Annotated in this window: 21 protein-coding genes and 1 riboswitch; of the genes, 9 read left to right on the forward strand and 12 right to left on the reverse strand. The window is 71.1% G+C overall.

Annotated elements, in window-relative coordinates; genetic code table 11:
- The first annotated feature begins 163 nt into the window (after positions 1-163).
- Positions 164-1,960 (forward strand): AMP-dependent synthetase/ligase, encoded by a 1,797-nt coding sequence (locus tag QBL25_RS13425; protein ID WP_409057270.1) that lies wholly within the window; start codon positions 164-166, stop codon positions 1,958-1,960.
- A gap of 195 nt (positions 1,961-2,155) precedes the next feature.
- On the opposite strand, the gene QBL25_RS13430 is transcribed toward QBL25_RS13425, so the two are convergent.
- A complete protein-coding gene (locus QBL25_RS13430) occupies positions 2,156-3,298 on the reverse strand; it encodes a glycosyltransferase family 4 protein (RefSeq protein WP_409057271.1) in 1,143 nt (380 codons plus the stop codon).
- A gap of 79 nt (positions 3,299-3,377) precedes the next feature.
- Between QBL25_RS13430 and QBL25_RS13435 the strand changes: the two genes are divergently transcribed.
- Positions 3,378-4,664, forward strand: a complete 1,287-nt coding sequence (locus tag QBL25_RS13435; protein ID WP_409057272.1) for a glycosyltransferase 87 family protein — start codon at positions 3,378-3,380, stop codon at positions 4,662-4,664.
- Here the strand turns inward: QBL25_RS13435 and QBL25_RS13440 are convergent.
- The 5 genes from QBL25_RS13440 to QBL25_RS13460 form a co-directional block, all read right to left on the reverse strand.
- Positions 4,621-5,817, reverse strand: coding sequence for a hypothetical protein (locus tag QBL25_RS13440; RefSeq protein WP_409057273.1), 1,197 nt, complete (start codon positions 5,815-5,817; stop codon positions 4,621-4,623). The two genes, QBL25_RS13435 and QBL25_RS13440, sit on opposite strands and share 44 nt — an antisense overlap.
- Positions 5,818-5,855: 38 nt before the next feature.
- Positions 5,856-6,884, reverse strand: a complete 1,029-nt coding sequence (locus tag QBL25_RS13445) for an NlpC/P60 family protein (RefSeq protein ID WP_409057274.1) — start codon at positions 6,882-6,884, stop codon at positions 5,856-5,858.
- Between the two features lie 231 nt (positions 6,885-7,115).
- Positions 7,116-8,147, reverse strand: coding sequence for a C40 family peptidase (locus QBL25_RS13450; protein WP_409057275.1), 1,032 nt, complete (start codon positions 8,145-8,147; stop codon positions 7,116-7,118).
- A 316-nt stretch (positions 8,148-8,463) separates the two neighbouring features.
- Positions 8,464-9,813: an NYN domain-containing protein gene (locus QBL25_RS13455; protein WP_409057276.1), complete on the reverse strand. Its 1,350-nt coding sequence runs from the start codon at positions 9,811-9,813 to the stop codon at positions 8,464-8,466.
- Between the two features lie 34 nt (positions 9,814-9,847).
- Positions 9,848-10,087 (reverse strand): hypothetical protein, encoded by a 240-nt coding sequence (locus QBL25_RS13460; RefSeq protein WP_160504588.1) that lies wholly within the window; start codon positions 10,085-10,087, stop codon positions 9,848-9,850.
- 138 nt (positions 10,088-10,225) lie between these two features.
- On the opposite strand from QBL25_RS13460, the gene QBL25_RS13465 reads away from it, so the two are divergent.
- From QBL25_RS13465 to QBL25_RS13495, 7 genes are all read left to right on the forward strand, one after another.
- Positions 10,226-10,957, forward strand: a complete 732-nt coding sequence (locus QBL25_RS13465) for a rhomboid family intramembrane serine protease (RefSeq protein ID WP_409057277.1) — start codon at positions 10,226-10,228, stop codon at positions 10,955-10,957.
- Entirely contained in the window at positions 10,954-11,235 is a 282-nt protein-coding gene (locus tag QBL25_RS13470) for an Lrp/AsnC family transcriptional regulator (protein WP_409057278.1), read from the forward strand. Before QBL25_RS13465 ends, QBL25_RS13470 begins: the two co-directional genes overlap by 4 nt.
- Positions 11,236-11,358: 123 nt before the next feature.
- A complete protein-coding gene (locus QBL25_RS13475; RefSeq protein ID WP_409057279.1) occupies positions 11,359-11,679 on the forward strand; it encodes a small secreted hydrophilic protein in 321 nt (106 codons plus the stop codon).
- Positions 11,666-13,159 (forward strand): ATP-binding protein, encoded by a 1,494-nt coding sequence (locus QBL25_RS13480; protein ID WP_409057280.1) that lies wholly within the window; start codon positions 11,666-11,668, stop codon positions 13,157-13,159. Before QBL25_RS13475 ends, QBL25_RS13480 begins: the two co-directional genes overlap by 14 nt.
- The gene (locus QBL25_RS13485) at positions 13,156-13,818 is read left to right on the forward strand and encodes a response regulator transcription factor (RefSeq protein WP_409057281.1); all 663 of its coding nucleotides are present in this window, start codon (positions 13,156-13,158) and stop codon (positions 13,816-13,818) included. The genes QBL25_RS13480 and QBL25_RS13485 overlap by 4 nt, the downstream gene beginning before the upstream one ends.
- A gap of 95 nt (positions 13,819-13,913) precedes the next feature.
- On the forward strand, positions 13,914-15,326 hold the full coding sequence (locus tag QBL25_RS13490) for an SLC13 family permease (RefSeq protein WP_409057282.1): 1,413 nt from the start codon (positions 13,914-13,916) through the stop codon (positions 15,324-15,326).
- Positions 15,327-15,359: 33 nt separating this feature from the next.
- Positions 15,360-16,565, forward strand: a complete 1,206-nt coding sequence (locus QBL25_RS13495; RefSeq protein WP_409057283.1) for a glycerate kinase — start codon at positions 15,360-15,362, stop codon at positions 16,563-16,565.
- Here QBL25_RS13495 and QBL25_RS13500 read toward each other — a convergent pair.
- The 6 genes from QBL25_RS13500 to QBL25_RS13525 all read right to left on the reverse strand — a co-directional run bounded on the left by QBL25_RS13500 (position 16,520) and on the right by QBL25_RS13525 (position 23,650).
- Complete coding sequence (locus QBL25_RS13500) at positions 16,520-17,899, reverse strand: aminotransferase class V-fold PLP-dependent enzyme (RefSeq protein WP_409057284.1); 1,380 nt, start codon at positions 17,897-17,899, stop codon at positions 16,520-16,522. The genes QBL25_RS13495 and QBL25_RS13500 overlap by 46 nt on opposite strands.
- A gap of 163 nt (positions 17,900-18,062) precedes the next feature.
- Positions 18,063-18,179: riboswitch (SAM riboswitch) on the reverse strand.
- A gap of 74 nt (positions 18,180-18,253) precedes the next feature.
- The gene (trpD, locus tag QBL25_RS13505; RefSeq protein ID WP_409057285.1) at positions 18,254-19,318 is read right to left on the reverse strand and encodes an anthranilate phosphoribosyltransferase; all 1,065 of its coding nucleotides are present in this window, start codon (positions 19,316-19,318) and stop codon (positions 18,254-18,256) included.
- 138 nt (positions 19,319-19,456) lie between these two features.
- Positions 19,457-21,088, reverse strand: coding sequence for a cytochrome b (locus QBL25_RS13510; RefSeq protein WP_409057286.1), 1,632 nt, complete (start codon positions 21,086-21,088; stop codon positions 19,457-19,459).
- Positions 21,085-22,140, reverse strand: a complete 1,056-nt coding sequence (locus tag QBL25_RS13515; protein ID WP_409057287.1) for a Rieske 2Fe-2S domain-containing protein — start codon at positions 22,138-22,140, stop codon at positions 21,085-21,087. Before QBL25_RS13515 ends, QBL25_RS13510 begins: the two co-directional genes overlap by 4 nt.
- A complete protein-coding gene (locus QBL25_RS13520; protein WP_409057288.1) occupies positions 22,137-22,946 on the reverse strand; it encodes a c-type cytochrome in 810 nt (269 codons plus the stop codon). The genes QBL25_RS13515 and QBL25_RS13520 overlap by 4 nt, the downstream gene beginning before the upstream one ends.
- 83 nt (positions 22,947-23,029) lie before the next feature.
- Positions 23,030-23,650 carry a heme-copper oxidase subunit III gene (locus tag QBL25_RS13525; protein WP_160504601.1) on the reverse strand — a complete coding sequence of 207 codons (621 nt, stop codon included), beginning with the start codon at positions 23,648-23,650 and terminating at the stop codon, positions 23,030-23,032.
- Positions 23,651-23,654: the final 4 nt, after the last annotated feature.

A 23,654-nucleotide genomic window follows, 5' to 3' on the forward strand; every position in this document is an offset into this window, starting at 1 on the left:
CCCGGACCCCCTACCGAACAAGCCATACCCATGGGTAACGTCCGGGCAGTCCAGTAGTGCTCCAGCCTTTCCCCCATGTTCACGGAGCACCTGCCCGATCTTGGACCGCACCGTCGCATCGCACAACGTCGTGGCGCCGGCGCCCTATGTAGGAGCAGCAGTCTTGCGCGAGTTCAGCCTTCCGGCCCTGTACGAGGTCCCTGCGGACGGCAATCTGACCGACATCGTCCGCAGAAATGCCGCGCAGCACCCGGATGTCGCCGTCATCGGCCGCAAGGTGAACGGCAGCTGGCAGGACGTCGACGCCAAGACCTTCCTCGCCGAGGTGCGCGCCGCGGCCAAGGGGCTCATCGCCTCCGGAGTGCGCCCCGGCGACCGCGTCGCCCTGATGTCCCGCACCCGCTACGAGTGGACGCTCCTCGACTTCGCGATCTGGAGCGCGGGCGCGGTCACCGTGCCGGTGTACGAGACCAGCTCGGCCGAGCAGATCCAGTGGATCCTCGGTGACTCCGGCGCCGTGGGCATCATCGTCGAGCTGGACGCGCACAGCGCCGCCGTCGACGCCGTGCGCGACCGCCTCCCCGACCTGGTCCACGTCTGGCAGATCGACCGCGGCGGCGTGGACGAGCTGAACCGCGCGGGCGCCGACGTCCCGGAGGAGACCGTCGACGAGCGCAGCGCGGTCGCGGGCGCCGACGACCCGGCCACCATCGTCTACACCTCGGGCACCACGGGCCGCCCCAAGGGCTGCGTGCTCACCCACCGCAGCTTCTTCGCGGAGTGCGGCAACGTGGTGGAGCGCCTGAAACCGCTGTTCCGCACCGGTGAGTGTTCCGTCCTCCTCTTCCTTCCCGTCGCGCACGTCTTCGGCCGCCTGGTCGAGGTCGCCGCCCTGATGGCGCCGATCAAGCTGGGCCACGCGCCGGACGTCAAGAACCTCACGGACGAGCTGGCGTCGTTCAGGCCGACCATGATCCTGGGCGTCCCGCGCGTCTTCGAGAAGGTCTACAACTCGGCGCGCGCCAAGGCGCAGGCCGACGGCAAGGGCAAGATCTTCGACAAGGCCGCGGACACGGCGATCGCGTATAGCCGCGCCCTGGACACCCCGAGCGGCCCCTCGCTCGGCCTGAAGATCAAGTACAAGACGTTCGACAAGCTGGTCTACAGCAAGCTGCGGGCCGTGCTCGGCGGGCGCGGCGAGTTCGCGATCTCGGGCGGCGCGCCGCTCGGCGAGCGCCTGGGCCACTTCTTCCGCGGCATCGGCTTCACGGTCCTGGAGGGCTACGGCCTGACGGAGTCGTGCGCGGCCACCGCGTTCAACCCGTGGGACCGCCAGAAGATCGGCACGGTCGGCCAGCCGCTGCCCGGCTCGGTCGTCCGGATCGCCGACGACGGCGAGGTGCTGCTGCACGGCGAGCACCTGTTCACGGAGTACTGGAACAACGAGGGCGCGACCGAAGAGGCGCTCGCCGACGGTTGGTTCCACACCGGCGACATCGGCACGCTCGACGAGGACGGCTACCTCCGGATCACCGGCCGCAAGAAGGAGATCATCGTGACGGCGGGCGGCAAGAACGTCGCTCCCGCGGTGATCGAGGACCGCATCCGCGCGCACGCGCTCGTCGCGGAGTGCATGGTCGTGGGCGACGGGCGGCCCTTCGTGGGCGCGCTCGTCACGGTCGACGACGAGTTCGTGGGCCGCTGGGCCTCCGACCACGGGAAGCCGGCGGACTCCACGGCGGCGTCCCTGCGGGAGGACGCGGACTTCCTCGCGGAGATCCAGAGCGCGGTTGACGACGGCAACGCGGCGGTCTCCAAGGCGGAGTCCGTGCGGAAGTTCCGTGTCCTGTCCTCGCAGTTCACGGAGGAGTCGGGGCACCTGACGCCGTCGCTGAAGCTGAAGCGCAACGTCGTGGCGAAGGACTACGCGGACGAGATCGAGGCGATTTACCGCGGGTAGCGGTAGCAGGGGCGCCCACTCGCCGTGGGGGGCCTTGCCTCTTCGCGGCTCACGGTCTCTTGTGGTTGCTCGCGCAGTTCCCCGCGCCCCTTAAGGGGCGCCCAGCTGAGCCCCGTTAGGGGCGCGGGGAACTGCGCGACCAGCCCACGACGGCAGTCAGTCGCGCACGAACCTGCGGCAGCAGCCCAGTAGGCGCTACAGAAGCTCCTTAAGACGCTCGGCCAAGAGATCCCAGCGCCACCGCTCCTCCACCCACTCCCGGCCCCGCTCCCCCATCCGCGCCCGCAGCTCCGCGTCATCCAGCAGGGTGACGATCCGGTCCGCCGCGGCCTCCGGGGAGCCGCCCCGGACGACCCAGCCGGTCTCCCCGTCCAGCACCGCGTCCGGCGCCCCTCCGGAGTCACCGGCCACGACCGGGAGCCCGGTCGCCGAAGCCTCCAGGTAGACGATCCCGAGGCCCTCGACGTCAAGGCCCCCGCGCCTGGTCCTGCACGGCATGGCGAAGACGTCCCCCGCCCCGTAGTGCGCGGGCAGTTCCTCCCACGGCACGGACCCCGTGAACCGCACGGAGTCCGAGACCCCCGTCTCGGCGGCAAGCTTCCGCAGGTCCTTCTCGTAGGGCCCCCCGCCCACCACGAGCAGGACCGCCTCCGGCTCCGCCGCCAGGATCCGCGGCATGGCCAGGATCAACGTGTCCTGCCCCTTGCGCGGCACCAGCCGCGAGACGCACACCACGACCGGCCGGTCGGTGAGGCCGAGGCGGGCCCGCACGGCGTCCCCGCCCGATCCCGGGTGGAAGGTCTTCTCGTCGACGCCGGGCGGCAGTTGGACCATCCGCCCCGCCGCGTCGGGCGTCAGCGCGGCGGCGATGCGCGAGCGCGTGTACTCACCCAGATAGGTGATCGTGTCCGTCGACTCGCCGATCCGGCGGAGCAGTTGGCGTGCGGCGGGCAGCTGCGCCCACCCCGCCTCGTGCCCGTGCGTCGTGGCGACCAGGCGCCGGGCGCCCGCCTTGCGCAGCGCGGGCGCCATGAGCCCCAGCGGTGCCGCGGCCCCGAACCACACCGACCCGCAGCCGTGTTCCCGCAGCAGCGAGACCGCGCGCCGCGTGACGCGCGGGGTCGGCAGCAGCATCGTCGTGGGGTCGCGTACGACCGTGAAGGGCTGCTCGGCGTCGAAGGCGGCCGTGGCCTCGGCACCCTCGCGGCCCCGCTTCCACGTGGAGGCGTAGACGACGAGCTGCTCGGGGTCCAGGCGCAGCGCCATGTTGTGCAGGAACGCCTGGATGCCACCGGGCCTGGGCGGGAAGTCGTTCGTGACGATCAGGGTCTTGTGCATCGTCGCCGACAGTACCCAAAGCCCGGCGGCGCGTGGGACGGCCCCGCCTCATGGCCTCCGCACGGCCGCGCCCGGCATCATGGCTTCCCGAACCACAACGAAGCAGCCGAAAAGGGGCGTGGTGCGCGTGGTGCGGATCCTGACCGTCTGGGGCGTGACCAGGACAGTGCTGCTGCTCTGCGTCTTCGGGGTGCTGACCGCCCCCGGCCCCGACGTGACCAGCGACGTCGAGGTCATCTACCAGGGCTGGTACGAGGTCCTGCGCACCGGCACCTTCCCCCTCGACGACGTGACCTGGCAGTACCCGCCGGCCGCCGCGCTCGCGGTCCTCTCCCCCGCCCTGCTGCCCTTCATGGGCTACGCGTCGGCGTTCTTCGTGCTCGCCTTCCTCGCCGACACGCTCGTCTGCGGACTGCTCCTGTACGCGGGCCGGCGGCCCGGCAAGTGCCTGCGCGGGGCCTGGGTGTGGGTCATGGGCGTGGCGCTGCTAGGGCCGACCGTCTACGCCCGCTACGACGTGATGGTGACGGCCGTCGCGGTCGCCGCGCTGCTCGCCGGGGCCCGGCATCCCCGCACGATGGGGGCGCTCGCCGGATTCGGCGCGCTGCTCAAGGTGTGGCCCGCCCTGCTGCTCGTCGGCACGCCACGCGCGCGTGCCACCCGCAGTGCGTGGGGCGCGGCGCTCGCCACCGCGGTCGGACTGACCCTGGCCTTCCTGGTGACGATGCCGGGCGCGCTGGCCTTCCTGACCTTCCAGCGCGACCGCGGCACCGAGGTCGAGTCGCTGGGCGCGCTCGTCTTCCACGTCGCGCGGCACGCCGGCTGGCGGGGCGAGGTGCAGCTCAACTACGGCTCGGTGGAGTTCCTCGGCCCGTACGTCCCGCTGGTCAGCACGGTGGCGCAGGGGCTCTCCGCGGCGGCCTTCTGCTGGCTCCTGGTGTGGCGCCTGCGGGCGCGCGTCCGGTCCGCGAGCACGGTCGCGGACGCGGCCTTCGTCGCCGTCCTGCTGTTCACCGCGACCAGCCGCGTGATCAGCCCGCAGTACCTCCTGTGGCTGGTCGGGGTCGCCGCCGTGTGCACGGCGTTCCGCGCGAGCCGTATGGCCCTGCCCGTGCGCCTGGTGCTCGCGGCCACGCTCGTCACGTTCCTGGAGTTCCCCGTCTGGTTCTCGCACGTCGTGGCGAGCGACCCGCTGGGCATCGGCCTGCTCGTCGTGCGCAACGGCCTGCTCGTCGCCGCCGCGTTGATCGCCTGCCGCACCCTGTGGCGCCAGACGGTGTCCGAACCCAGGGCCCGGGAGCGCGGGCCCGCGCCCGAGGAGGTCAGCCGAGCTCGGCGCGCAGATACGTACGCCACTGCGCCGTGAACTCCTCCGGGGTGATGTCCAGGACGTCCTGGAGCGCGTCCTCCAGCGCGCCCGGCCGCTTCTCGTGCGCGCCGACCGCTTCGTAGAAGTCCGTGAGCACCTCCTCGCCCCACTGGTCCGCGATCATCCGGCAGGCCAGCCACGCCCCTTCGTACGCCTGCGCCAGCTTGCCCGCGTCACCGCTGAAGCCGAACGCGTCGTCGTCGGGGAGCTCGGCGGGCAGCCGCTCCCGCTGGGCGGCGCGGCGCAGTTCGGGGGCGGCCTGGGAGGCGGTGCGGCCCGTGCCGCGGTATCCCACCCAGTCGGCGAAGCCCTCGGAGAGCCACAGCGGGGTCGCCGGTGAGGTGTGCGCGCGGGTGGCGACATGGGTCGTCTCGTGGGTGAGCACGACCTGCTTGCCGAACTCGCCGAGCACGCCGTACGCCTCGGGGTTGACGATGACCCGGTCCGCGGGCGCCGCCCCGGAGCCGCCCGTCTCCCCGGTGGTCACCGCCGCGATCCCGCGGTAGCCGGACGCGGGCGCCCCGAGCAGTCCCGCCATGCCGTCCAGGGACTTGGGCACCATGACGACGACCCGCTCCGGCCACTTCTCCCGCCAGGCGTCCCGCACCAGGGGCACGGCACGGTCGGCGAGCCGTGCGTACCCGCGCAGCGTCGCCTTCTGGCGCTCGCCGCGCCCGATGCCCAGCACGAGGCTGTGTGCGCCCCGTACGGACGTCACGGGCCCCTGGTCCCAGAGTTGCTGCGTGGCCTTCTTCGCGGGCCGCTCAGCGGCGACGTACCACCGTCCGTCGCGCTCCTCCAGCGTGAGCGCCCGTTCCGTGGTGAGCGGTTCGCTGTCGTAGCCCTTGATCCGGTAGCGGAGGTCGGCGGTGGCCGTGGCGCGCGCGCCCTCGCGCCGGAACGCGGTCAGGCGGTACCGCAAGGACTGGAGCGGGACCTCGCGCAGGTTGTCGAAGGCCCGGTCGGCCGCGGCGCCGCCGCCCGTCGCGCGGTAGGTCTCCGCGTCCCGGTCGAGCACCGCGTCCGCCCGCCGGTCGAGCAGTCTGCGCACGTCGCCGGGCGCGGCATCGGGCGACGGAGGACCGCCGCACCCCACGAGCAGGGCGACACAGATCCCCAGCACCCACGACCCACGCCCGCGACCAGCCACGTTTCAGATCGTACGGGCAGCGGGCCGCGGCCGGCCGGTCAGATCCGCGTCACGGACGACACCGGCATCATGCCGACCGGGTCGTACCGCACGGGAGCGCCGGGATAGGGGGCGTGCACGACCTGGCCGTCGCCGACGTACATCCCGATGTGGCTGGCGTCGTCGCGGTAGGCGACGAGGTCACCGGGTTTCGCCTGGGACAGCGGCACCTGGCGCCCGGCGTACCGCTGCGCCTGCGAGGTGCGCGGAAGACCGACGCCCGCCTGCGCGTACGACCACTGGGTGAGGCCCGAACAGTCGAAGCCGGACGGCCCGTTGGCGCCCCACACGTACGGGCGGCCGACCGCCGACCGGGCCGCTTCGAGCGCGGCGGCGGCCCGCGACGAGGACGCCCCGGCGCCCCCGGGGGCCGGCATCTCGTCCCGTCCCGAGCGCGAGGCCCGGTCGTACTTCTCGCGTTCCTGCGAGGACAGCGAGTTGAGCAGCTTGCGCGCCTTGGCGAGCTTGTGCTCGACGCTGCGCTTGTGGCGGGCCACGGCGGTGCGGCTCTTCTCCAGCTCGGCGAGCTTGCGGCCCGCCTCGGTGCGCTCCTGGGCGAGGCCGCGCTGGGCTTTTTGGAGGTCGGTCAGCTCATGGGCCTGCCGGGCGTTGACGCGGTCGAGCGCCGCCGCCTTGTCCAGATAGCCGTCCGGGTCGGAGGAGAGCATCAGGGCGACGGCGGGGTCGATGCCGCCCGAGCGGTACTGCGCCCCGGCGAGCGAACCGAGCGCGCCGCGCATCGTGTTGATGCGCTCCTGGCCGCGGGCGACGCTGTCCTTGGCCCGCTCCACCTGCTCGCGCAGGGTGTCCGCGCGCTCGTCGGCCTTGTTGTACGCCTCGGTGGCCTGCTCGGCCTGCTCGAAGAGGCGGTCCACCTTGGCCTTGGTGGTCGCCGGGGTGTCCTGCGGTGCGGCGCCCGCCGGTGTGGCGGCGAGTGCGGCCGCGGCGGTGGCCGCCGCGGCGGACAAGACGGTGACGCGCGTGCTCCGGTCCAGGCCGGACAGCGCGGGACGACGATGGGACCCCACGGGAAGCCGCTCTCCCTCCGCTGACGGACCCCCGGACGACGGACGAACCGGGGGAAAGCCCCCCCGATCCGTCGGGGGAATGCGCGCGACAGTAGCCGTGGGATCCCGTCACGGCCAAAGACCCGGCCGTGTACGCAAAGTGACGCCCCGCCGGAGACGCAGGTCACCGACGGGGCGTGGGGTCAGCCCGAGTTACCGGAATTCGCCCGTTTGGGCGGTGCTCCGGTCGTTTCAGATGCGGACGCCGAACTGGAAGGAGCCGATCGTGGACATCGACTCGTAGCGCACGACGGCGCCCGGCTTCGGGGCGTGGAGCACCTGGCCGTTGCCGGCGTAGAAACCGACGTGCGCGAGGCTGTTGAAGAACACCAGGTCGCCCGGCTTGAGCTCGCCGCGACCGATCTTCGTGCCGTCGTTCTGCTGGGTGTAGGTGGTCCGGGTGATCTGCACGCCGGCCTGGTTGTACGCCCACTGCGTGAGACCCGAGCAGTCGTACGAGTTGGGGCCGCTGCCGCCGGAGACGTAGGGCTTGCCGATCTGCGTGGCGGCGGCGCTCAGGGCGGCCTGGCCGCGCTGCGAGGCCGGGACCTCCTTGCCGAGGTCCACGCGGTCGCCGGCGCTGCGGCTCGCGCGCTGCTCCTTGGCGGCGAGCTCCTGCTTCTCCTTGGCGGTGAGCGTGTTGAGCAGCTTCTGGGCGGCGCCGAGCTTGCTCTGGACTTCCTGCTTCTTCTTGCCCAGTTCCTTGCGCGTGTCGGCGAGGTCCTTGAGCTTGTCGGAGGCCTCCTTGCGCTCCTGCGCGAGGGTCCGCTGCTTCTCCTGGACCTTCTTGAGCGCCTCGACCTGCTGACCGCTCAACTGGTCCATGGTGGACGCCTTGTCGAGGTAGTCGTCCGGGTCGGCGGAGAGGAAGAGCTGGACGGAGGGGTCGATGCCGCCGGTGCGGTACTGCGCGCTGGCCATCGAACCGAGACCGCCGCGGAGGTCGTTGAGGTCCTCCTGGCCGCGGGCGACCTTGTCCTGAAGCTCGCCGATCTCCTTCTCGAGCTTCTCCTGCTTCTCCTTGGCGCCGTTGTACCGGTCGGTGGCCCGGCCCGCGTCCTCGTAGAGCTTGTCGACCTTGGACTTGACCTCGTCCTTGCTCGGCTTCTCGCTCGGGGCCGCGTTGGCCGCCTGGGAGGTGAGTGCGACGGCAGCGGCGGCGGTGGCGGTGAGCACGGTCACGCGCGCGCGGCTCGGCTGCTTGGGTCGACGGTGGGACGCCACGAAGGCGGCTCCTTCTTCCTCCAGCCGCCTACCGAGATCCGGTCGGCGGGGACCACCGCCGTCACCCCGGATGGGTGATCAACCGAGCGGAGGTTCGAGCCGTGACCTTAGTGACCTCCTTGTGATCAGTTCAAATCCTGAAGGGTAAAAAGTGAGGGGCGGGGCGCATATTTTACCGATAACGCACAGGCGGTGATGAATGCTTGACGCTACGTCGCGCTGCCGACGCCTCAATTCGGGCATAGGGAACAGGAGTTACTTGCGTGCCCTTAGGTGCGTGAAACCGGCGTACGCCGGAGTGCGGGAACGGCGCGCGTCAGCCCCGCGAGAGCCGCTTCAGGAGAACGGCCGAAGCGACGGGCCTCGCCCCCGCCTTCGCGATGCCGTCGGCCACTTCGCGGTCGGTCGAGACGACGACCACGGGGCGCCCGGGAGGCTCGGCGCGCACCAGCTGGCGGATCAGCTCGTCCGCGGTGACGCCGGGCTTGGAGAAGAGCACCCGCACCCCGCGCGGCGGCGCGAGCAGCACCGGCGCGGCGAGTTCGGCCCCGTCGAAGACGCAGGTCATCTCGGCGCCGGTCTGCGCGGCGAGCTGCGAGAGCGAGCCGAGAAGGCGCAGCCGCTGCTTCTCCAGGGGCATCGTCGGATAGCCCGTCTTGGTGACGTTGTAGCCGTCCACGACCATGTGCGCCTGCGGCAGCGCGAGCAGCTGGTCGAGAATGGCCGGGTCGTTCTCGGAGAGCGCCCGGGCGGCGATGTCCTTCGGCGTCATCCGCCCCGGCTCCACGGCGTCCACGGTCTCGGCCGGCCGTACGGAGACGGGCGGCAGGGCCAGTTCGCGGCGCAGCCCCTGGGCGGACTCAAGGACCGTGTCGAGCAGCAGCCGCACCCGCATGTCCTCGACGCTGCGGCCCTCGCGCGCCGCCCGGCGGCTGGCCTCCAGGGCGGCCTCGGTCTCGCTGAGCCGGGCCTTGAGCCGCCGGGACTCGCTCTCGGCGGCGGACAGCTGCGCCTGGCCCTCGGCCCGCGCGGCCTCGGACTCGGCGGCGGCCTTGCGCAGGGCCGCCTCGCCGCGCTTGACGTCGCTGAGAGCGCCGCGCAGCTTGCGATGCATCGATTCGGCTTCCTTCTTCGCCGACTCCAGCTCCGCGCGCAGCCGTTCGGTGTCGGCCTTCGTCTGGCCGCGGGCCGCGGAGAGCTCCGCGCGCAGCCGTTCGAGCTCGGCGCGGGTCTCGTCGTCGACGCGCTCGGCGTCCGCCCGCAGGGCCTCCTCGCCCGCGGCGGTCACCAGCTTCACCCACCCGGCCGGACGCAGTACATAGGCCGCGGCCGCCACGTCGAGGGGGTCCGCGGCCGGGGGCGGTGAACCCGCGTCCAGGGCGCCGGTGAGCTCGGGCTGCGCCTCTCTGAGACGTTCGCCGATGCGCTGGCGGAAGAGCGTGTCGCCCTCCAGGGCGGCCGCCATCGCGTTGCCCGCGAACTTCACGCGCCGGGTCGGCGTGAAGCGGGCGTACTGCCTCAGCTGTGCGGGCAGTTCGCCGACCGTGAGTCCGCCGAAGCCGTCCGAGACGATCTGGACGACCCGCCGGCGCACTCCGTCGGGCAGCGGACGGTCGAGCACCTCAGCGGTGCCGTCGTCCGGCTCCCCGCTTGCGCTCTCCACCATCCGTCACCCCACTAGCTGTGCGGGGCCCGCTCCCTCAGGAGCCGGCGCCCGGCCTGTCCACGAGTTCCACCTGGTCCACCGCGTTGCACCAGCGACAGCGGACCGACTCGATGGTCTCACTGACCACCTCTCGTTCCTCGACGTTCGACTCACCGGCCAGGTCGAGGTGCACGTATTCGACGACCTTCGAACTGCGGGTCACGTCGAACCGCGTGAGGTTGCCGCAGAGCTGGCAGCGCCACCTGGTGGTGTCGGTCGGCAGAGGAACCGTCATCGTGGCTGTTCGCTTTCCTTCGGAATTCCATGGTGCGTGGTGCCCGTAACCCTAAGGCCTGTAAGGGTCTCCATGCGGCGGCCTCTCGTGCGGCGGGGCGGTCTGTACGGTTTGCCGCCCTTACGTCATGCTCTGTTCATGATCAAGACGTGGGGCTCGACGGCCGGCCGGATGCTCAGAGGACAGTCCGCCCCGGTGACGTACGGCCTGATCGCCGTCTGCTGTCTGGTCTTTTTGATCTCGCCGGTGTCCGGGCTCAATCCCGCGTACGGCACCGGCGACGAGCTGCTCGCCGCGCAGCGGACCTACTTCGAGCGCTGGGGCGTGATCCCCTCGGAGCTGTTCGGCGGGACGGCCCGGCCCCTGCTCGCCCCGGCCACCGCGCTCTTCGTGCACGGCAGCTGGCTGCACCTGCTGGGCAACATGCTGTTCCTCTTCGTCTTCGGGGCGATGACCGAGGAGCGGATGGGCCACCTTCAGTTCGCGCTCTTCTACCTCGGCTGCGGCTATCTCGCCCTCTTCGCCTACGCGGTCGCGCACGCCGGTTCCGACCAGACCCTGGTGGGCGCGTCGGGGGCGATCTCCGCGGTGCTCGGCGCCTTCCTGCGCCTCTTCCCCAAGGCGCGCGTCACCAGTCTCTTCCCGTTCCTCTTCTTCCTGCCGCTGCGGTTTCCCGCGTGGGTGGTGCTGCCGTTCTGGGTGGTGTTGCAGTGGCTCGCGGCCTGGCAGGGCGGGCAGGGTCCGGGGGTCGCCTATCTGGCCCACCTGGTCGGGTTCTCGCTGGGCTTTCTGTACGCGTGGGGGCGCTACAGGAGGACGGCTAGAGTGAATGAGCCAGCACCGGCTACCGAGGGAGACAGTCAGCCGTGATCACCGCGATCGTGCTCATCAGGACCAGCGTGGACCGGATCCCGGAGATCGCCGAGTCGATCGCCGCCCTCGACTGCGTCAGCGAGGTCTTCTCCGTGACCGGTACGTACGACCTGATCGCCATGGTGCGCGTCGGGCGCCACGACGACCTGGCCGACATCATCCCCGGCAAGATCAGCAAGATCCCGGGCGTCGAGGGCACGGACACGCACGTCGCGTTCCGCACGTACTCGCAGCACGACCTCGAAGCGGCGTTCGCGATCGGCCTCGACTCCTAGGGTCCGCCGAGGGGCGTCCGCCGACGGGCGTCCGCCGGCCGTCCGTGCGGGCAGGCTCCGGATGAGGGTTTCTTCATCTGCGGCTCATGCTGCCGACGCGGTACGCCCCGCACGCTCACTGCCATGGTCTTCACCCACCGCATGGCCGCCCTGGCCGCCGTCGTGGCGATCCCCCTCGGCATCGCCGCGACCAGCTACGCCCTGACCGACAGCCCTGAGCCCCCCAAGGTGCCGCCGAAGGTCCGGCTCGACAGCGGCTCGCCCACCACGAAGCCCGCCTCCCCGCGGCCGACGCCGAGCGACGAGACCGTGTCGCCCCCGCCCGTCAGCGAGAACCCCTCCGGCGACGGCAACGACGACGACGGGGACGAGACGACCGGACGCAGCGGCGGCCTCGGGAGCGGTGACGACAACGACGACGACGGCCCCGGTGACGACGGCTGAGTCCGCGCGCCGCCGGGTCTCCGCCCGGGTCCGCATCCTGCTCTGGCTCCTCTTCGTGATGGCCGTCGCGCTGACCGCGGTGGTCGCCACCACCCGCTCGGTGCTCCTGCGGGACGTGGACCACCGCATCGACCGGCTCCTGGCCCAGGAGACCGGCGAGTTCACCAACCTCGTGCGCGAGGGCGTCGATCCGCGCACCGGCGAGAAGTTCACCGACCCCGACCCGCTGCTTCGGCTCTTCCTGGAGCGGCAGTACGCCGACCCCGACGAGGAGCTCCTCGGCCTCGTCGCACGCCCCGGCCGGGCCCCCGCCAAGAAGGAGCAGTCCCGGGAGCAGCGCATCGACCACCCGCTGGCCAAGGACGACGCCGCCCTGACCGCCGTGTTCGATTCCCCCCACGCCACCGGGACCCTGCACCGCGCCCAGGGCGAGGTCCGCTGGGCGAAGGTGGACATCGACCCGGGCGCGGGCCGGCCCCCGGCGGCCTTCGTGGTCGCCTTCCACCCGGCGGGCGAACGGGCCAAGGCGGGCGAGGTGTTCACGATGCTGATCGCGATCTCCGGAGTGGCGCTCCTGATGACGACCGGCATCGGCTGGGCGGTCGCGGGCCGCATCCTCAGGCCCGTACGCCTGGTGCGCACGACCGCCGCGCAGCTCACCGAGCAGGATCTGACCCAGCGCATCCCCGTCCAGGGCAGGGACGACGTCGCGGCGCTCGCCGAGACGTTCAACGCCATGCTCGACCGCCTGGAGCGGGCGTTCGCCGCGCAGCGCGAGTTCGTCGACGACGCGGGGCACGAGCTGCGCACGCCCATCACCATCGTGCGCGGCCATCTGGAACTGATGGGCGACGATCCGGGCGAGCGCGAGGAGACCGTCCGGATCGTGATGGAGGAGCTCGACCGGATGAGCCGCATCGTCGAGGACCTCCTCCTGCTCGCCAAGTCCGAGCGCCCCGACTTCGTCGCTCCGGAACCGGTGCAGCTCGCCGAGCTGACCGCGGACGTCTTCGTCAAGGCGCGGGCGCTCGGCGACCGCGACTGGCGGCTCGCCGAAGTGGCCGAGGGCGAGGCGACGCTGGACCCGCAGCGCATCACCCAGGCGATGGTGCAGCTCGCCCAGAACGCCGTCCAGCACACCGTCCCCGGCCAGCGCATCGGCATCGGCTCACGCGCCGGCGCGGACCGGATCGAGCTGTACGTCGCCGACAGCGGACCCGGCGTCCAGGAGCGGGACGCGGCGGTGATCTTCGAGCGGTTCCGGCGCGGCACCGCACGGCGCGGCGCCCGCGCCACCGGCGCCGGACTCGGCCTCGCCATCGTGCGGGCGATCGCCGAAGGACACGGCGGCCGGGTCGAACTGCGCCCCACTCAAGGCGGCGGCGCCACCTTCGTGCTCGTACTGCGAGAAGTACCGCGAGAAGGACAGCGAGAAGGACAGCGAGAAGCACCGCGAGAACAGGAACCAGGACTGCCATGAACCGGATTCTCATCGTCGAGGACGAGGAGCGCATCGCCTCCTTCGTCGAGAAGGGCCTGCGCGCCAACGGCTTCACCACCAGCGTCGTCGGGGACGGCGACGCCGCCTACGACTACGCCCTGACCGGCGGCTTCGACCTGGTCGTCCTGGACATCGGACTGCCCGGCAAGGACGGCTTCACGGTCCTGCGGCAGCTGCGCGAGGCCCGCGTGAGCACCCCGGTCATCGTGCTGACCGCGCGCGACTCGGTCCGGGACACCGTGGCGGGCCTCGAAGGCGGCGCCGACGACTGGATGACCAAGCCGTTCCGCTTCGAGGAGCTGCTCGCGCGGGTGCGCCTGAGGCTGCGCACGGCGGCCGGGGCCCCGGAGGTGACGGTGCTGCGCGGCGGGGACCTGACCCTGGATCTGCGCACGCGCCGGGCACGGTCGGGCGAGCGGACGGTGGATCTGACGGCACGTGAGTTCGTGCTCCTCGAACTCTTCCTGCGCCATCCGGGCCAGGTGCTCTCCCGGGAGCAGATCCTGTCGCACGTGTGGGGGTACGACTTCGACCCCGGGTCCAACATCGTGGACGTGTACGTGCGGGCGCTGCGCAAGAAGCTGGGCGCCCAGCGGGTGGAGACCGTACGCGGGATGGGCTACCGCCTGCCGAGCTGAGCGCGGGCGCCGGGAGCCGGGCGCCGGGACCGTGGGTGAATTTCCTTTCATCCACGCCTCATTGAGGACTCACGGCCGGGGCCGAGGCTCGAAGCGTGACCCTGAATCCCCGCCTGGCCCTCACCCTCTGCGCCGCGCTGAGCCTGTGCGCGCTGCTCGTGGTGCCGGGCAACTTCCCCGGCCTGAGCGGCGACGCGCGGATCACCCTCGCCGTGTTCGCCCTGGCGACCTGCGCGTGGATCGCGACGCCGATCGACGACACGTACATCGCGCTCGGCGCCGGACTCGCGCTCACCGCGACCGGCGTGATCAGCAGCGACACGCTCTTCGGGACCCTCGGTGACGAGACGGTCTGGCTGCTGATCTGCGCCTTCGTGCTCGCCGCCGCGGTGGCCCGCAGCGGTCTGGCGGGCCGGGCGGCGGCCTTCCTCGTCAGCGGGGCGCGCAGCGTACGGCAGTTGACGCATCTGACGACGGCCGCCCTGGTCGTGACGGCCTTCGCGGTGCCGGCCACCTCGGGCCGGGCCGCGCTCGCGCTTCCGGTCTTCCTCGCGCTCGCCAAGGTCCTCTCCGACCGGAGGCGGCTTGTGGTGATGCTCGCGCTGCTGTTCCCGACCGTCATCCTGCTCTCCGCGGTCGCGACCCTGATCGGCGCGGGCGCGCATCTGATCACCGTGTCGGTGCTGTGGGAGGCCACCGGGGAGCGGATCGGCTTCACGCAGTGGCTGCTGCTCGGCCTGCCGCTCGCCGTCGCCTCGTCCCATCTGGCCGCGGAGGCCGTCCTCCTGACGACCACCCGGCGCGCCGACCGCGAGGGCCCGGTCCACATCACCGTCGAGCAGCTCCAGGAGCACAGCGAGCAGCCGGTCACCGGAGCCTGGGAGCCGGGCGAGACCCGCTGCGCCCTCCTGCTGGCCACGGTCGTCGCCCTGTGGTGCAGCGAACCCCTGCACCAGGTGCCGCCCGCCGTGGTCGCGCTGATCGGCGCGGTCGTGGCCTCCTCCCCCGCCCTGGGCACCGTACGCCTGAAGGACGCGCTGCGGACGGTGCCGTGGTCGCTGCTCCTCTTCATGGCCGCGACGATGGCGATGGGGGTCGCGCTCGCCGAGTCGGGGGCGGCGAAGTGGCTGGTGGGCGGGGTCCCGCTGGAGGTTTCGCCCTGGCTCTTCCTGGCCGTGGTGGTGACGGTCAGCACGGCCGCGCACCTGGTCCTCCAGTCCCGCTCGGCCCGCTCCTCCGTCCTGGTCCCCCTCGTCGTCGCGGCGGCGGTCGGCGCGGGCGTCAACCCGGTCGCGGCGGCCCTGGCCTCCACGGCGGCCGCCGGGTTCTGCCACACCCTGCCCGCCTCCGCGAAGCCCGTCACGCTCTTCGCCGACATCCCCGGCACCCCCACCTACACCCCGCGCGACCTGCTGCGCCTCTCCGCGGTCCTGGCGCCCCTGACCGCCGCCCTCGTCCTGCTCTTCGCCGTGGCGCTCTGGCCGCTGCTCGGCGTCCCCGTCCGCTGATCCCGCCCTGATCCCGCCCGCACTGGAGACCCCATGCTGACCCGTTTCGCCATCGCCCCCAGCGGCTTCAAGGAGTCCCTGTCCGCGCGGTCCGCGGCCGAGGCCATCGCCGAAGGAGTACGCCGGGTCGTCCCGCACGCCGAGACCGATCTGATCCCCCTGGTGGACGGCGGCGAGGGCACCGCCCGCGCCCTGGCCCACACGGGCGGCGGCCGCCTGGTCGCGCTGCCCGCCACCGGTCCCGTCGGGCAGCGGATCGGCACGCACTTCGCCCTCCTGCCGGACGGCACGGCGGTCGTCGAGATGGCCGCCGTCGCCGGGCTCTCGCTGGTCCCGCGCGATCTGCGCGACCCGGGCGCCACGACGACGTACGGCGTCGGCGAGCTGATCCGCGCCGCGCTGGACGCCGGCGCCGGCCGGATCCTGGTGGGCTGCGGCGACTCGGGCACCTCGGACGGCGGCGCGGGCGCGCTCCAGGCGCTCGGCGCCCGGCTCCTGGACGCCGACGGCTGGGAACTGCCGCAAGGAGGAAGGGAGTTGACCCGCCTGAGCCGCATCGACCCCTCGGGCCTCGACCCGCGCCTGAAGGACACCGAGATCCGGGTCGCCTGCAACCCCTTCAACGTCCTGACCGGCGAGCGCGGCGTCGCCCGCGTCTTCGGCCCCCAGAAGGGCGCAACTCCCGCACAGGTCGAGCAGCTCGCGGCGGCCCTGGAGCACTGGGCGCACGTCCTGACCCGCGACCTGCGCGCCCCCTCGGACCTGGCCCTCGGCCCCGGAACGGGCGCGTCCGGCGGCCTGGGAGCCGGTCTCGCGGCGCTCGGCGCCCAGCTGCTGCCCCGCTTCGACGTCCTGCTCGGCCATCTGGACCTGGACGCGCGGCTGGCCCGCGCCGATCTCGTCGTCACCGCCGAGGGCGCCCTGGACCACCAGACCCCGCGCGGCAAGGTCCCCGCCGAAGTGGCCCGGCGCGCCAAGCGGTCCGGCCGCCCGGTCCTGGTCCTCGCGGGCACGATCGGCCAGGGCGCCCACCACGTACGGGCCATCGGTGTGGACGCCTACAGCGCGATCCTGCCCGCGCCGGTCTCGCTCACCGAGGCGCTCGGGCGGGGCGGCGAGTTCCTCACCGACGCGACCGAGCGCGCTCTGCGGATGATCGTCCTGGGGTCACGCCTGCCGGGGCGGCCCCGGGTTCAGGCGGTGGTGTCCGGCACGCAACGCCCGTCCTCGGTGCGGTAGTTCCAGCGCGCGCCGTCCGCCACGAGCTCCTTGACGGCGCGCACGAAGCGCTCCACGTGCTCGTCGGGGGTGCCGGCGCCGAAGCTGACGCGGATCGCGTTCAGCGACTTCTCGCCGGGCGCGGCCTCGGGGGCGCCGCACTCGCCCTGGGTCTGCGGGTCGCTGCCGAGCAGGGTGCGCACCAGCGGGTGGGCGCAGAACAGGCCGTCGCGTACGCCGATGCCGTACTCGGCGGAGAGCGCGGCGGCGAAGTGCGAGCTGTTCCAGCCCTCCACGACGAAGGAGATGACGCCGACGCGCGGCGCGTCGTCGCCGAAGAGCGAGAGCACCTTCACGGCGGGCACCTCCGCGAGGCCCTCGCGGACCTTCGCGATGAGTTCGCGCTCACGCGCCACCAGCGAGTCGAAGCCCGCCTCGGTCAGCGCCTTGCAGGCGGAGGCGATGGAGTACACGCCGATGACGTTCGGCGAGCCGGCCTCGTGCCGCGCGGCGGTGTCGTGCCACTCGACGTCCACGCCGCCGCCTGCTTCCTTGGGGCGCCGCGCCACCTTGCGCGAGGCGCCGCCGCCCGCGAGGTACGGCTCGGCCTCCTTCAGCCAGTCGGAGCGGCCCGCGAGGACGCCCGAGCCGAAGGGCGCGTACAGCTTGTGGCCGGAGAAGGCGACCCAGTCGACGTCCAGCTCGCTGATGGAGACCGGGTGGTGCGGCGCGAGCTGCGCGGCGTCCAGGACGATGCGGGCGCCGTGCGCGTGGGCGGCGGCGGCGAGCTCCCTGACCGGCCACAGCTCGCCGGTGACGTTCGACGCGCCGGTCACGCAGACCAGGGCCGGGCCGTAGGGGTCGCGGTCGGCGAGGGCGCGCTCCAGGGTGGCGACGGCCTGCTCGGGGGTGCGCGGGGCGTTGAGGTAGGTCACGCGGGCGTCGCGCCAGGGCAGCAGCGAGGCGTGGTGCTCGGTCTCGAAGACGAAGACCTGGCAGTCGGCGGGCAGCGCGGCGGCCAGCAGGTTCAGCGAGTCGGTGGTCGAGCGGGTGAAGACGACCTGGTCGTCCTCGCGGCAGCCGAGGAACTCCGCGACGGTGACCCGGCTGTTCTCGAAGAGGTCCGTGGAGAGCTGCGAGAGGTATCCGGCACCGCGGTGCACGCTGCCGTAGTACGGCGCGTACGCGGCCACGTCGTCCCACACGCGCTGGAGGGCGGGGGCGCTCGCCGCGTAGTCGAGCGCCGCGTAGGTCACCTCGCCGCCGGTGACGAGCGGCACGGTGACGTCACGGCCGAGGACGGGCAGCGGGGTTGCACAGAGGGTCTGGTCGGCGGCGGCGGTGGTGACGGACATGGCGAACTCCCGTGGGAAGGCAGGCGAGTTCACTGCAAGGGCGCACGAAGGGCGTTGCAGTGACGAAGAGAAAAGGGGGTGCGGAAAGGGGGCCGGAAGCCCTATCGCATTCGCTTGCTCACGAGACTGCTCCCTTGAGGACCAGGACCCCAGGGTTCGCAGGGGTCCGCGCTTGCCACGGACCTTGCTGTCCACGGCCTGGTCTTCACCCGGGGCACCCCGCCACGGACGGAGGGTTGCCGGACAGCGAGCCGGGGCCTAATCGCTGTCACTCATGACCTGCGCAGCATCTTGCCACACGATCTTCCCGGTGCCCACCGCAGTCCGGCATCCGGACTGCGGTGTGCGCCACATTCAGCGGTTGCTGGCCGCCACCCACAGCTCAAGGGCCTTCTTCGCGGCCCCGGAGTCGATGGCCTGCGCGGCCCGCCCGATACCGGCGCCGATCTGCTCCACGAGGGTCCCCTCGCCCGGCGAGAGCGCCACCAGGGCCGCCGCCGTGTTGAGCAGCACGGCGTCCCGCACCGGGCCCTTCTCGCCGTCCAGGAGCCGCCGCGCGACCTCGGCGTTGTACGAGGCGTCGGCCCCGCGCAGGGCCTCCACGGGAACGAGGTCGATGCCGACGTCCCGCGGGTCGAAGGCCTCCTCGCGCACGGCTCCGTCGCGCACGACCCAGACCCGGGAGGTCGCCGTGGTCGTCAGCTCGTCCAGGCCGTCGTCGCCGCGGAAGACGAGGGAGGAGTTCCCGCGCTCGGCGAAGACCCCGGCCACGATCGGCGCCATCCGCGGGTCGGCGACGCCGACCGCCTGGGCCCGCACCTTGGCCGGGTTGGTGAGCGGACCCAGCGCGTTGAACACGGTCCGGATGCCCAGCTGGCTGCGCGCCCCGCCCGCGTGCCGCAGCGCGGGGTGGAACTTCACGGCGAAGCAGAAGGTGATCCCGGCTTCCTCGGCCACCTCGACGACCCGGTCCAGCGGCAGCTCCAGGTTCACCCCGAGCTTCTCCAGGACGTCGGAGGCGCCCGAGGCGCTGGAGGCCGCGCGGTTGCCGTGCTTGACGACCTTCGCGCCCGCGCCCGCGGCCACGATCGCGGACATCGTGGAGATGTTGACGGTCTTGGCGCCGTCGCCGCCGGTGCCGACGATGTCGACGGTCTGCCCCGGCACCTCGATCACGTTGGCGTGTTCGTACATCGTGCGGACGAGGCCGGAGATCTCCTCCACGGTCTCGCCCTTGGCCCGCAGCGCGACGACGAAGCCGGCGATCTGCGCGTCGGTCGCCTCGCCGCGCATGATGCGGTCCATGGCCCAGGCGGTGTCCTCCGTGCTCTGGTCACGGCCCTCGAGCAGCCCGTTCAGCACACTCGGCCAGGAACGGGCCGCCGCGGTGTCGCCTCCTGCGGGGGTCACAGCGCTCATCTGCCGCTCCTGGGTTCGTCTAGACATGGGACAGGAACACCTTATCCAGCTCGAAGGACGGCAAAGAGCCCCGTCCACGCACTGAACGTGCGCGGGACGGGGCTCTCGCCGTGGCGACCTTGTCAGTCGGTCAATCGGTCAGTGGTGGCCGTGGCCGCTGGTGATCTCCTTGTACTCCTCGGTGGTGGGCTTGGGGATCTGGTTGTCCTCCCCGTAGTAGCCCTTGCTCAGCTTGGCCCGGAGCTTCTGCGTGCCGGACACCTTGCGCTCGACGCCGTTCTCGTCGACCGAGGGGCCGATCTCGAGCGGCGCGTACTGCTCGTGCGCGGTGAGCGTGTGCAGCTGCTCCCGGTTGAGCGGCTCGTGGACCTCGATGAACTCACCGTGCGGCAGGCGCTTGATGATGCCCGACTCGCGGCCGTGCAGGACCTTGTCCTTGTCGCGCCGCTGCAGACCCAGGCAGATCCGCTTGGTGGCGATGAAGGCGAGGACCGGTGCCACGAAGAAGGCGATGCGCACGAACCAGGTGATCGAGTTGATCGACAGGTGGAAGTGCGTGGCCCAGAGGTCGTTACCACCACCGACGAGCAGCACGAAGTACCAGGTGATCCACGCGACGCCGAAGGCCGTACGGGTCGGGACGTTGCGCGGGCGGTCCAGGATGTGGTGCTCGCGCTTGTCCCCGGTGACCCAGGACTCGATGAACGGGTAGACCGCGATCGCGACCAGGACCAGCGGGAAGATGACCAGCGGGATGAACACGCCCAGGACGAGCGTGTGACCCCAGGCGTTGATCTCCCAGCCCGGCATGACACGGATCAGGCCCTCGGAGAAGCCCATGTACCAGTCGGGCTGCGCTCCGGTGGACACCTGGTCCGGACGGTAGGGACCGAGCGCCCAGATCGGGTTGATCGTGGCGATCGCCGAGATGGCCGCGATCACACCGAAGACCAGGAAGAAGAAGCCTCCGGCCTTCGCCATGTAGACGGGCAGCAGCGGCATGCCGACGACGTTCTTGTTGGTCTTGCCGGGGCCCGCGAACTGCGTGTGCTTGTGGTAGAAGACCAGGATCAGGTGCGCCACCACGAGGCCGAGCATGATGCCCGGCAGCAGCAGGATGTGCACCGAGTAGAACCGGGCCACGAAGTCGCCGCCGGGGAACTCCCCGCCGAACAGGAACATCGACAGGTACGTGCCCACGATCGGCACGGACAGGACGGCGCCCTGCATGAAGCGCACACCGGTACCGGAGAGCAGGTCGTCCGGGAGCGAGTAACCGGTGAAGCCGGTGAACATGCCCAGGACGAACAGCAGGAAGCCGAAGACCCAGTTGACCTCGCGGGGCTTGCGGAAGGCACCCGTGAAGAAGACGCGCATCATGTGCACGAACATCGCCGCGAGGAAGATCAGCGCCGCCCAGTGGTGGATCTGCCGGATGAGCAGACCACCGCGCACGTCGAAGCTGATGTGCATGGTCGAGTTGAACGCCTCGGACATCAGCTGGCCCTGCAGCGGGATGTAGCTGCCGTGGTACTCCACCTCGTTCATCGACGGGTGGAAGAACAGGGTCAGGTACACACCCGTGAGGATGATGATGATGAAGCTGTACAGGCAGATCTCACCGAGCATGAAGGACCAGTGGTCCGGGAAGATCTTGCGCATGTTGGCCTTGGCCAGGGAGTAGATCCCGAGGCGGCCGTCGGCCCAATCGGCGACCCGCTCACCTGCGGGTGCCTGCTTCTTGCGGTTGTCGTTCGACGGAGTACTCATCCGCGCTCCCAGAAAGCAGGACCGACGGGCTCGGCGAAGTCGCCGAGCGCCTCGAGGTAGCCCTCTTCGTTCACGCCGATGCGCAGCTGCGGCAGCGCGTGACCGGCCGGGCCGAAGATCACTCGGGCACCGTCGGAGAGGTCGAAGGTGGACTGGTGGCACGGGCAGAGGACGTGGTGCGTCTGCTGCTCGTACAGGGAGATCGGGCAGCCGACGTGCGTGCAGATCTTCGAGTACGCGACGACGCCGTCGTGCGACCACTCGAGTTCCTGCTTGTCCTTGATGTTGTCCGGCTGGATGCGGACGATCATCAGGGCCGCCTTGGCGATCTCCTTCTGGAAGTCGTGGTCGTGCTCCTCCAGGCCCTCGGGCTTGGCGAAGGTCAGCGAGCCCACCTGGACGTCCGACGGCCGCAGCGGCTCGTTCGTGTTCATGTTCACGAGCAGCTTGCCCTTGGACCACAGCGTGTGCCGCAGCTTGTCCTCGGGCAGCGGACCGAGGTCACGCAGCAGGACGACGCCGGAGAGCGGCACCATGGCCAGCGCGCCGAACATCGTGTTGCGGATCAGCTTGCGCCGGCCGAACTGCGACTCCGCGGCACCGGCCTTGAAGTCGGCCATGACCTTGGCCTTGACCTCGGGCTCCGCCTCGATGGGGTGCCGGTCGTCGGCGACCTCCACGTCGGACATCAGGGTGCGGGCCCAGTGGACCGCGCCCGCGCCGATGCAGAAGAGCGCCACGCCCAGGGTCATGCCCAGGGAGAAGTTCAGCGCGCTGATGTGGCCGATCGGCCAGATGTAGACGCGCTTGTCGACCGGGAACGCCACGTACGAGGCGATGAAGCCGATCGTGGCGAGCATCGAGAGCGTGAACAGGAAGGCGATCGCGCGCTCGGACCGCTTGGCGGCCCGCTCGTCGATGTCCTGGACGCGGTGCTCATGGGGCGGCAGCCCCGGGTCGGCGAACGGGTTCTCGTCCGCGACAGCCACCGAGCCGTGCTCGGTCTCCTGCGCGCTGGGCAGGTTCTCTTCTGATTTCTCTTGGCTACTCATGACTTCTTGGCCTTTGCGGTCCGAGCGGCGACCCACACGGCGACCGCGATCAGCGAGCCGAGACCGAAGATCCAGCCGAACAGGCCTTCACTGACCGGACCCAGGCCACCCAGCTTCAGACCGCCAGGGCTCTCGGTCTGTTCGCCGTTGACCGCGTCGAGGTACGCGATGATGTCCTTCTTGTTCTTCTCCGGCATCGTCGTGTCGGGGAAGGACGGCATGTTCTGCGGGCCGGTCTGCATGGCCTCGTAGATGTGCTTCGGGGAGACATCCTCCAACGAAGGAGCGAACTTGCCCTTCGTCAACGCGCCGCCCTCACCGGTGAAGTTGTGGCACTGCGCGCAGTTGGTGCGGAACAGCTCGCCGCCCTTGGCGATGTCCGCCCCGTCCGGGCTGTACTGCTTCTCGGTGGGGATGGTCGGGCCCGCGCCCAGCGAGGCGATGTACGCCGCGAGCTGGTCGATCTGGGCCTGGTTGTAGATGGCCTTCTTCTTCGGCGCCTGGGCGCCCGGCTGCTGGAGCGGCATGCGGCCGGTGCTGACCTGGAAGTCGACGGCGGCTGCGCCGACGCCCACCAGGCTAGGACCGTCGGTGGACCCCTGACCGCCGGTTCCGTGGCAGCTGGAGCAGCCCACGGAGTACAGCTTCTTGCCCTCTTCGATGGCAAGGGACTGGGCGGTGTCGTCGGCCTGCGCCTTGTCCGCGGGTGCGAACGCGGCGTACAGCCCCCCGGTGGCCGCCAGCGCGAGGAGTAGGACGACGACCGCCGCCAGCGGGTGGCGTCGTCGTGCGGAGAGCTTTTTCACGGATTACCCCGGTGTCAGGATCTTCTGCGTCGATGCTTCTGGAATGAGTCGGAACGTCAGGCCCTTCGTGAGCCCGGCCCCGTTTACTTGATCATGTAGATCGTGGCAAAGAGACCGATCCAGACAACATCGACGAAGTGCCAGTAGTAGGACACGACGATGGCTGCGGTCGCCTGCTCATGGGTGAACCTCTTGGCCGCGTACGTCCTGCCGAGGACCAGCAGGAAGGCGATGAGGCCGCCTGTCACGTGCATGCCATGGAAGCCGGTCGTCAGGTAGAACACCGAGCCGTACGGGTCGGACGAGAGCGAGAGGCCCTCGTGCTTGACCAGCTCGGTGTACTCGTACACCTGACCACCGATAAAGACCGCACCCATGATGAAGGTGACGATGAACCACATCCGGAGCTTCTTCACGTCACCACGCTCAGCGGCGAACACGCCTAGCTGGCAGGTGAGGGAGGAGAGCACCAGGATCGTGGTGTTCGTCGCCGAGAACGGGAAGTTCAGCGCGGACGCCATTTCCTTCCAGTGCTCAGGTCCTGTCACCGATCGCAGGGTGAAGTACATCGCGAAGAGGGCCGCGAAGAACATCAGCTCGGAACTCAGCCAAATGATGGTTCCGACGCTGGTGAGGTTCGGCCGATTGACCGGCGGGTGCGCGTGCCCGGTATCTACTGTCGTTGCTGTCGCCACGACCGACATTATG

Source organism: Streptomyces sp. SYP-A7185, from assembly GCF_046103685.1.
In the GTDB taxonomy this organism is placed as follows: Bacteria; Actinomycetota; Actinomycetes; order Streptomycetales; family Streptomycetaceae; genus Streptomyces.